The 7645-nt window shown below is 72.2% G+C and carries 7 protein-coding genes; 2 read left to right on the top strand and 5 right to left on the bottom strand.

Features of this window, described 5'->3' with window-relative positions:
* The first annotated feature begins 357 nt into the window (after positions 1 to 357).
* The gene (locus tag CCN51_RS45630) at positions 358 to 732 is read left to right on the top strand and encodes an RNA polymerase-binding protein RbpA (RefSeq protein ID WP_043486392.1); all 375 of its coding nucleotides are present in this window, start codon (positions 358 to 360) and stop codon (positions 730 to 732) included.
* Positions 733 to 869: 137 nt separating this feature from the next.
* Here the strand turns inward: CCN51_RS45630 and fxsA are convergent, their stop codons facing one another.
* The 5 genes from fxsA to CCN51_RS45605 all read right to left on the bottom strand — a co-directional run bounded on the left by fxsA (position 870) and on the right by CCN51_RS45605 (position 6959).
* Entirely contained in the window at positions 870 to 1430 is a 561-nt protein-coding gene (gene fxsA, locus CCN51_RS45625; RefSeq protein ID WP_014174897.1) for an FxsA family membrane protein, read from the bottom strand.
* A gap of 79 nt (positions 1431 to 1509) precedes the next feature.
* Positions 1510 to 2283: a polyprenol monophosphomannose synthase gene (locus CCN51_RS45620; protein WP_043489538.1), complete on the bottom strand. Its 774-nt coding sequence runs from the start codon at positions 2281 to 2283 to the stop codon at positions 1510 to 1512.
* Between the two features lie 150 nt (positions 2284 to 2433).
* On the bottom strand, positions 2434 to 4164 hold the full coding sequence (gene lnt, locus CCN51_RS45615; protein ID WP_014174899.1) for an apolipoprotein N-acyltransferase: 1731 nt from the start codon (positions 4162 to 4164) through the stop codon (positions 2434 to 2436).
* Between the two features lie 590 nt (positions 4165 to 4754).
* Complete coding sequence (locus tag CCN51_RS45610) at positions 4755 to 6395, bottom strand: amidohydrolase (RefSeq protein WP_014174900.1); 1641 nt, start codon at positions 6393 to 6395, stop codon at positions 4755 to 4757.
* Between the two features lie 123 nt (positions 6396 to 6518).
* Positions 6519 to 6959: an Lrp/AsnC family transcriptional regulator gene (locus CCN51_RS45605; RefSeq protein ID WP_014174901.1), complete on the bottom strand. Its 441-nt coding sequence runs from the start codon at positions 6957 to 6959 to the stop codon at positions 6519 to 6521.
* A 255-nt stretch (positions 6960 to 7214) separates the two neighbouring features.
* Between CCN51_RS45605 and CCN51_RS45600 the strand changes: the two genes are divergently transcribed.
* Complete coding sequence (locus CCN51_RS45600) at positions 7215 to 7592, top strand: hypothetical protein (protein WP_014174902.1); 378 nt, start codon at positions 7215 to 7217, stop codon at positions 7590 to 7592.
* Positions 7593 to 7645: the final 53 nt, after the last annotated feature.

Genomic DNA, 7645 nt, shown 5'->3' with positions numbered 1-7645 from the left:
CCGGCGAGCGCTCGCCGGTCGTCGCACAGGGCGAACCGCGACAAACACAGAAAACGCAACAAACGCAAACAACACAGACGCCGACACATGACCGGATTTAGCCCTCGCGGGTGTGGAGCGGTAGTGTACGCCCTCGGCTCACAAGGCGGACCGTTACTGCGCGCTAAAGTACCAGAAACGCTGGGTGACATCTGCTGCCAGATGTGACAAACCGGGCGCCTGTGGGTAGAACAATCTGGCGGCACGACGGGCGACGCATGTCCCAGTACGGGAATCTTCACCGCCGACCGGACGTTGACCGGATGACGACGACAGCGACACCTGTCCTGTGGGCGACAAGCCCGGGAGGCACGATTCATGAGTGAGCGAGCTCTCCGCGGCACGCGACTCGTGGTGACCAGCTACGAGACCGACCGCGGCATCGATCTGGCCCCGCGCCAGGCGGTGGAGTACGCATGCCAGAACGGACATCGATTCGAGATGCCGTTCTCGGTAGAGGCGGAGATCCCGCCGGAGTGGGAGTGCAAGGCATGTGGTGCCGTAGCACTCCTGGTGGACGGCGACGGTCCTGAGGAGAAGAAGGCCAAGCCGGCGCGCACGCACTGGGACATGCTCATGGAGCGGCGCACCCGTGAAGAGCTCGAGGAGGTGCTGGCCGAGCGGCTGGCCGTACTGCGCTCCGGCGCTATGAACATCGCTGTGCATCCGCGCGACACCCGTAAGTCTGCCTGATCACACGACGGCAACCGACAGCGACAACAGCGACGACATATCAAGGGCCGGGGCCACTGCCGAGCAGTGGCCCCGGCCCTTGTCGACCCCACGTAACGGGACGGGGCTTACCGGGACGGGTCCGGAGCGGCGGCGCATCAGTCCCTGCGCGCCGAATGCGGGTCCTCGTCGTCCCGTATGACCTCGCCCTGGATGACCTTGCCGTCGGGGTGGCGCATCCGGTCCTGGCCGGAGCCCGGCCCCGGCCCGAAGCCGCCGCCCATCGGCCCGGGCACATATCCGACCCGGCGCGTGAGCAGCGCCTCCGCCCGGCCGCGCAGCAGCGCGCGCGTCGGCGGGAACAGACACACCAGCGCGGCCACATCCGAGATCAGGCCGGGAATCATCAGCAGCAGCCCGCCGAGCATCGTGAAGCTGCTGCCCGTCCCCGCCGCCGGATCCTGCGGCGCGGCGCCCGGCTGCATGGACCGGGAGAGGTTCTGCCAGGCCCGGCGGCCGGCACGCTTGATCACGGCCGCGCCGACCACCACTCCGGCGAGCAACAGCGACAAGACAGTGAACCCGCCGGCGGCCTCCGCCACCACGGTCAGCAGCCAGATCTCCAGCACCAGCCAGGCCGCGATCCCCAGCGGCAGGAAGGTGCGGAGGCGGGAGCGCCTGGGGCGGGTCGGGTCGGTCTGCTGCGACGGGCCGGTCATCATGCTCCAAGTGTGCCCGGCCCGGCGGCGTAGCCGGGCCCCGGGGGCCAAAGATCTCCGCGGAGAGATCCGGGGCCGCTCAGGAGGGGTCGCGCCCCAGCAGCTTGTTCGCCCGGGAACTCACACCCCAGGTGGCGACCCGCCAGAACGCCTCGGTGACGATGTCCCGGCTCATCTTGCTGTCGCCCCGCTCACGCTCGACGAACGTCACGGGGACCTCGATGACATGGAAGCCCGCCTTGACCGCGCGCCAGGCCATGTCGATCTGGAAGCAGTAGCCCTGGGAGGCGACCGCGTCCATGCCAAGCCCTTCCAGGGTCTCCTTGCGGAAGGCGCGGAAGCCGGCCGTCACATCGCGGATCGGGACATCCAGCAGGATCCGGGAGTAGGTGCTGGCGCCGCGCGAAAGGTACTCCCGCCGCTTGGGCCAGTTGACGATGCGGCCGCCGGGCACCCAGCGCGAGCCGATCACCAGGTCGGCGCCCTTGAGCGCGGTCAGCAGCCGGGGCAGCTCCTCGGGCTGATGCGAGCCGTCGGCGTCCATCTCGACCAGTACGCCGTAGCCGTGCTCGATGCCCCAGCGGAACCCGGCGAGGTAGGCGGCGCCCAGGCCCTCCTTGCCCTTGCGGTGCAGCACCCGCACGTGGTCGTCCTCGGCCGCGATCTCGTCCGCGACCTTGCCGGTGCCGTCCGGGCTGTTGTCGTCGGCGACGAGCACATGCGCCTCGGGCACGGATTCCCGCACCCGGGCGACGATCGGCTTGACGTTCTCCGCCTCGTTGTAGGTCGGGATGATCACCAGGACCTTGCCGAGCGGACCGTACTTCCGCCGCCCGCCGTCGCCGTCCGCCACGGCCCCGTCGGACACGGCTCCATCCGCCACGGCCCCGTCGGCCACGGCTCCATCCGCCACGGCCCCGTCGGCCACGGCCCCGTCGCGAGGCGAATCTGCGGCGTCCGAGGTGTGGCGCGGCTCGTCGGCCTCGCGTGCGTCGCTCACGGTTTACTGCCCTTTCTCGTCCATACGTCCCCGACGGCCAATCATGATCGCAGCCGCACAGGAGAGAACGCCCACCATAGCGAGCACCCACTCGGGGGTCGCACCGACGCGGTCGGCGACAGTCTTGCCATCGCGCAGCGGGACGCGCGCGGTGAGCACATCTTGCGTGAATTCTTTCGTCCGCTGCTCGATCGTGCCATCGGGCGCGACGACCGCGCTGATGCCGCTGGTGGCTGCGGTGACCACCGTGCGGCCGTGCTCGATGGCCCGCAGCCGGCCCATGGCCAGCTGCTGTTCGGGCTGGCCGGTGCGGCCGTACGTGGCGTTGTTCGTCTGGACGACGATCATGCGGGCGCCCGCGTTGACCGTGTCCCGGACGATCCCGTCGTACGCGACCTCGAAGCAGATCACATCGCCGAGCCGGGCCGGGCCGACCTTCAGCACCCCGGTGTGGTCACCGGGGTAGAAGTCGCGCGGGACCCGCTTGAACCGGGTGATGATCTTGGAAAGCTGCTCGCGGAAGGGGACGTACTCGCCGAAAGGCACCGGGTGCTGCTTGGTGTAGGAGGCGCCGGGGCCGGTCTTGGGGTCCCAGACGATGCCCTGGTTCAGCACATAGCCCTGCTTGGTGGGGTGGTCGACCAGGGCGCCGACGAGGACCGGCACATCGATCGCCTTCACGGCCTCGTCGATCCGCGCGTACGCCTCCCGATACTGGAACGGGTCGAGGTCGGAGGCGTTTTCCGGCCAAATCACCAGGTCGGGCTTTTTGATCCGGCCGGCCTTCACGTCCTTGGCCAGCTCGATCGTGGCGTTGACGTGGTTGTTGAGGATCTTCATCGGGCGGCCCAGGAAGTCCATACCGGGCTTCTGGACGTTGCCCTGGACGATCGCGATGTCCACCGCGTCGTCGGCGGCCGTGGGGATCGGCACGGCGAACCCGGCCACGGTCACGGCCGCGGCCACGGCGACCGACCCGCCGGCTGCCAGCGCGGCGCGCGGCCGCGGGATGCCGCCGCGCATGCCGTACAGGGCCAGGGCCGCGGCGGCCAGCAGCGTGCCCGTCAGGGCGACGGCAAAGCTGACCAGCGGCGCGCCGCCGAGCGCGGCGAGCGGCGTGAAGGGCGACCCGGTGTTGGCGAAGGCCAGCCGGCCCCAGGTGAAGCCGCCGAACGGCACCCGGCCGCGGGCCCACTCCTCGGCGATCCACAGGCAGGCCGCCCACAGGGGCCGCAGCCAGGGCACCGGAAGCCGGGAGGTCAGGGCGAGGGCCGCGCCCAGCGGGAGGAAGTAGAGCGCCTGGAGGATCGCGAGGCCCACCGTCGCGTCCCAGCCCACGACATGCAGCCACTTCAGCAGGATTATGAAGAACGGCACCGCCATCGCGAAGCCGGTCCAGGCGCCCTGCCGGGCCGTACGACCGTGGGTGAGCAGGCTCAGGGCCGCCACGGAGACCAGGGACAGCGGCCAGAGCCCGTACGGCGGGAAGGCGAGGCCGAGCGCGAGACCGAATACGGCCGCAATGGCGCTGCGTCGCGCCTCGCGGCGGGCGAGCCGGCCCAGCCGGCGCATCCGGCCGGGGCGTGCCTCGGCCGGGGCCCCGGCGTCGCGCGCCGGAGCCTCGGTGTCGGCCGTGGCAGGCGCGGCGGCGGACTCCGGCCGCTGCTCCCCCGGTCGGTCGTCGGCCGCGCCCCGGGGGCCGGCCTCGGCGTTGGTTTCGGTACCCGATTGCACGTGCTGCCTTCCTGCAAGTCGTGCTGTGGTGAGGTGACCGTATAACGCGGGGCTCGAATATGTGTCCCGAGGTGCGGAACGCTCAGGCGGACAGGCTGGTTCCCAGGCTGTCACGAGGGCGCCATGAGAGCGATATGAGGGCGGTATGAACGCGCCACGAGGGCGTGGTGAGTGCGCTGTGGGCACATCAGGGGTGCGGATCGGGGCCCGGCGCCCTTCGGGCCGGCCTGGGACCCGCTGGCTGCGGATCGACCGAGAGCCGTTGTCTACTGAGCGTCCGGGCCCCTCCCGGGTCGCACCTGCCGACCCGGCGATCCCTCCCTCGCCCCCGTGCGCTGGACCTGGCTCCCAGCGGTGGCGCACCGGTCGGCACGCCACCCCATGGCCCAGCGGCGTTCGACGACTGCGTGGAGATTCCCCGGTCGGACGTCCTGTGGTGGACTCGGCCGAACCTACCGGCCGCCGACCGCACCCTGTCAACACCGGCACGACCTGCGTAGTTTCCCCAAATGAGCAGGTCAGTACGGACTGTGTTCAGCTACCACGACAAGCCGGGGGAGCATCGTTCGGCGGTACGACACGGCCGTGCGTCACTCGTCCGGCCGGAGGTGGACGGTCCGCCCGGCGACCACCGTGCGCACGCAGACGGGGAGTTGGCCGCCGGGTGTGAGGTCGGGCAGCCCCGGAGTCCCCGAGCGCGGATCGGTCGACCAGTCGGCGACCCGCGTGTCGGGCACTTGTACGACGAGCTCACCGGTGCGCCAGACCGCGTAGTCGGCGGGCGCGCCGGGCACCAGGACGCCCGCGTCGTCACGCCCGATCGCCCGCCAGCCGCCGCGGGTGTGCGCGGTGAAGGCGGCGCGGGCGGAGACGCGGTGCTCGGGGGTGCGGTGGAAGGCGGCGGCGCGGACGGTGCCCCAGGGGTCGAGCGGGGTGACCGGGCTGTCGGAGCCGAGCGCCAGGGGCACGCCGGCGCGCAGCAGCGCGGCGAAGGGGTTGAGGGTACGGGCCCGCTCCGGGCCGAGCCGCTGCGCGTACATGCCCGTCTCGCCGCCCCAGGCGGCGTCGAAGGCGGGCTGGACGGAGGCGGTGAGGCCGAGTTCGGCGAAGGCCGCGATGGTCTCGGGGGTGAGCATTTCGGCGTGCTCGACGCGGTGGCGGGCGGCGCGGACGCGGGCGAGGCCGACCTTGTCGGCGGCAGCCCGTACGCCCTCCACGACGGTGGTCACGGCGGCGTCGCCGATGGCGTGGAAGCCGGCCTGCAGCCCGGCCTCGGTACAGGCGATGACATGGGCGGCGACGGCGGCAGCGTCCAGGTGGGCGGTGCCGGTGTGCGGGGCGTCGGCGTACGGCTCGTGCAGATGCGCGGTGTGGGAGCCGAGCGAGCCGTCGACGAAGAGGTCGCCCGCCGCGCCGAGGGCGCCCAGCTCGCGCACCTTGTCCAGGTCGGCGGCGCTCGCGGCGGCCTCCGCCCAGTAGCCGAAGACGCGCGGGCCCGGCTCCTCGGCGGCCAGCCGCAGCAGCCCGGTGAGGTCGTCCTCGGCGGAGATATCGGGGCCCGCGCACTCATGGACCGAGCCGATGCCGAGGGAGGCGGCGCGGGCGAGGGCGGCGCGCTGGGCGTCGGCGCGCTGCCGGGCGGTCACGGCGGCGCGGGCGGCGGCGCGTACGGCGTGGTGGGCGGCGCCGGTCAGCGGTGCGTCGCGATGGAATCCGGGCAGCTCGGCGACGCCCGGGACCAGGCCGAGCAGGGCGGTGGTGACGACGGCGGAGTGCACATCGATACGGGTGAGGTACAGCGGGCGGCCGCCGGCGGCCTCGTCGAGCTCGGCGCGGGTGGGGGGCCGCCCCTCGGGCCAGCCGCTGGCGTCCCAGCCATGGCCGAGCAGGATCCGGTCGTCGGGGTGGGCCCCCGCGTACGCGCGCACGCGGCCGAGCGCGTCCGCGAGCGTGCGGGCGCCCGCGAGGTCGAGGCCGGTGAGGGCGAGTCCGGTGGCGGTGGTGTGCACATGCGCGTCGGTGAACGCGGGGGTGACCAGCGCTCCGTCAAGGTGGACGACCTCGTCCACACCGTCGGCGAAGCTGTCCGCGGCGCCCTCCGAGCCGACCCAGGCGACGGTGCCCCGCTCGACCACCATGGCGGTGGCGAACGGGTCGGCGGGGCTGTGGACCTCGCCGCCGCGCAGCAGAACGGTGCGGCCTTCGGCCTGGGCGGATGTGGGGTCGTTCACGGCGGGCTGCCTCGCGGGGTCGGATCGGGCGTGCGTGCGGTACGCGTGCGTGCGGTACGCCCCTCAGTCTCGCCCCTCGGCGGAGCCGAGAGGCACCAGGGGTCGGCCGACCGCGAGGGGCGTTCACACGCGGGGCGGGCGCGCCTCGTAGGGCGTGGACAGCACGACGGTGGTCCGGGTGGAGACCCCGGCCAGCGAGCGGATCCGGCTGAGCAGGTTCTCCAGCTCCAGCGGCGCGGCGACGCGCACTTTGAGGATGTAGTTCTCATCGCCCGCCACGCTGTGGCACGCCTCGATCTCGGGCACCTCGGCCAGCCGCTCGGCGATGTCGTCGGGCGCGCTGGGGTCGAAGGGTTTGACGGAGATGAACGCGGTCAGTGGCAGGCCGACGGCCTCCGGGTCCACGACGGCCGCGTAGCCGCGGATGACCCCCCGCTGTTCGAGCCGGCGCACGCGCTGATGCACCGCCGACGTGGACAGGCCGGTGGCCTTGCCCAGGTCGGTGTAGCTCATCCGCCCGTCCTTGACGAGCAGTTCCACGATCTGTCTGTCCAACTCCTCCACAGCCCGTCACCCTATGCGGTCGGAGGCGGTCCGGCCCAGTCGGCGTTTCCCCTGTGGACACCCGTGGGACATACGCCCATGTTCGCAGCATCTGCAGCGGGCATGTGACGAACACCACATACATTCGCCCCAGTCCCGGGGAGTGCCACGATTACCCGCGTAGTGCGGCGGGAAATGCTTGCTGTGGTCGAGGCGCGACGCGCCTGACCAGGCCGAGGCCGACGCGCCCGGCCCGCCCACCCGAGGGGGAAACTCATGCCCTATTTGGAGCGCCTCGAAGAAGGCGACATCGATACGGACGAGACTTACGAGATCTTCCGGGTCGTCTGCCCGGACTGCGCTCGTCCGATCGCCCTGCTCGCGGACGAGGACGTGCTGCCCGAGCACGCGCTGTGCCCGTCCCCGTGGAACCCGTTCGGGCTCACGGTGTGCCCCGGCACGGGGCGGGGGGTGAAGGACGCCTCCGCCGCCGACGCGTCGCTGGACGCGTCGGAGCAGGACGTGGCGATACTGCTGACGCTGCCGGAGACGCTGGACTGGCGGATGCAGCCGTTCTCGCACATCGGCGGCCCCGGGTCGCAGCCGATCCGGATGCCGGGTCTGCGCCGCCGCCCGCGGACGTCCCGGGTCTGACACCGGCCGCTCAGTGAGGGGGCCCGGCGCGCCGCGCCCCCATCAGCGTGAGC

Source organism: Streptomyces milbemycinicus, from assembly GCF_002154605.1.
Classification (GTDB): Bacteria; Actinomycetota; Actinomycetes; order Streptomycetales; family Streptomycetaceae; genus Streptomyces; species Streptomyces milbemycinicus.
The sequence above is the reverse complement of the archived record's forward strand: the minus strand, read 5'-3'. Positions and strand labels throughout refer to the sequence as shown.

Excerpts from the sequence above, each read along its gene's own strand:
- CCN51_RS45630 (WP_043486392.1), top strand. The coding sequence starts at position 358 with ATGAGTGAGCGAGCTCTCCGCGGCACGCGACTCGTGGTGACCAGCTAC.
- fxsA (WP_014174897.1), bottom strand. The coding sequence starts at position 1,430 with ATGACCGGCCCGTCGCAGCAGACCGACCCGACCCGCCCCAGGCGCTCC.
- CCN51_RS45600 (WP_014174902.1), top strand. The coding sequence starts at position 7,215 with ATGCCCTATTTGGAGCGCCTCGAAGAAGGCGACATCGATACGGACGAG.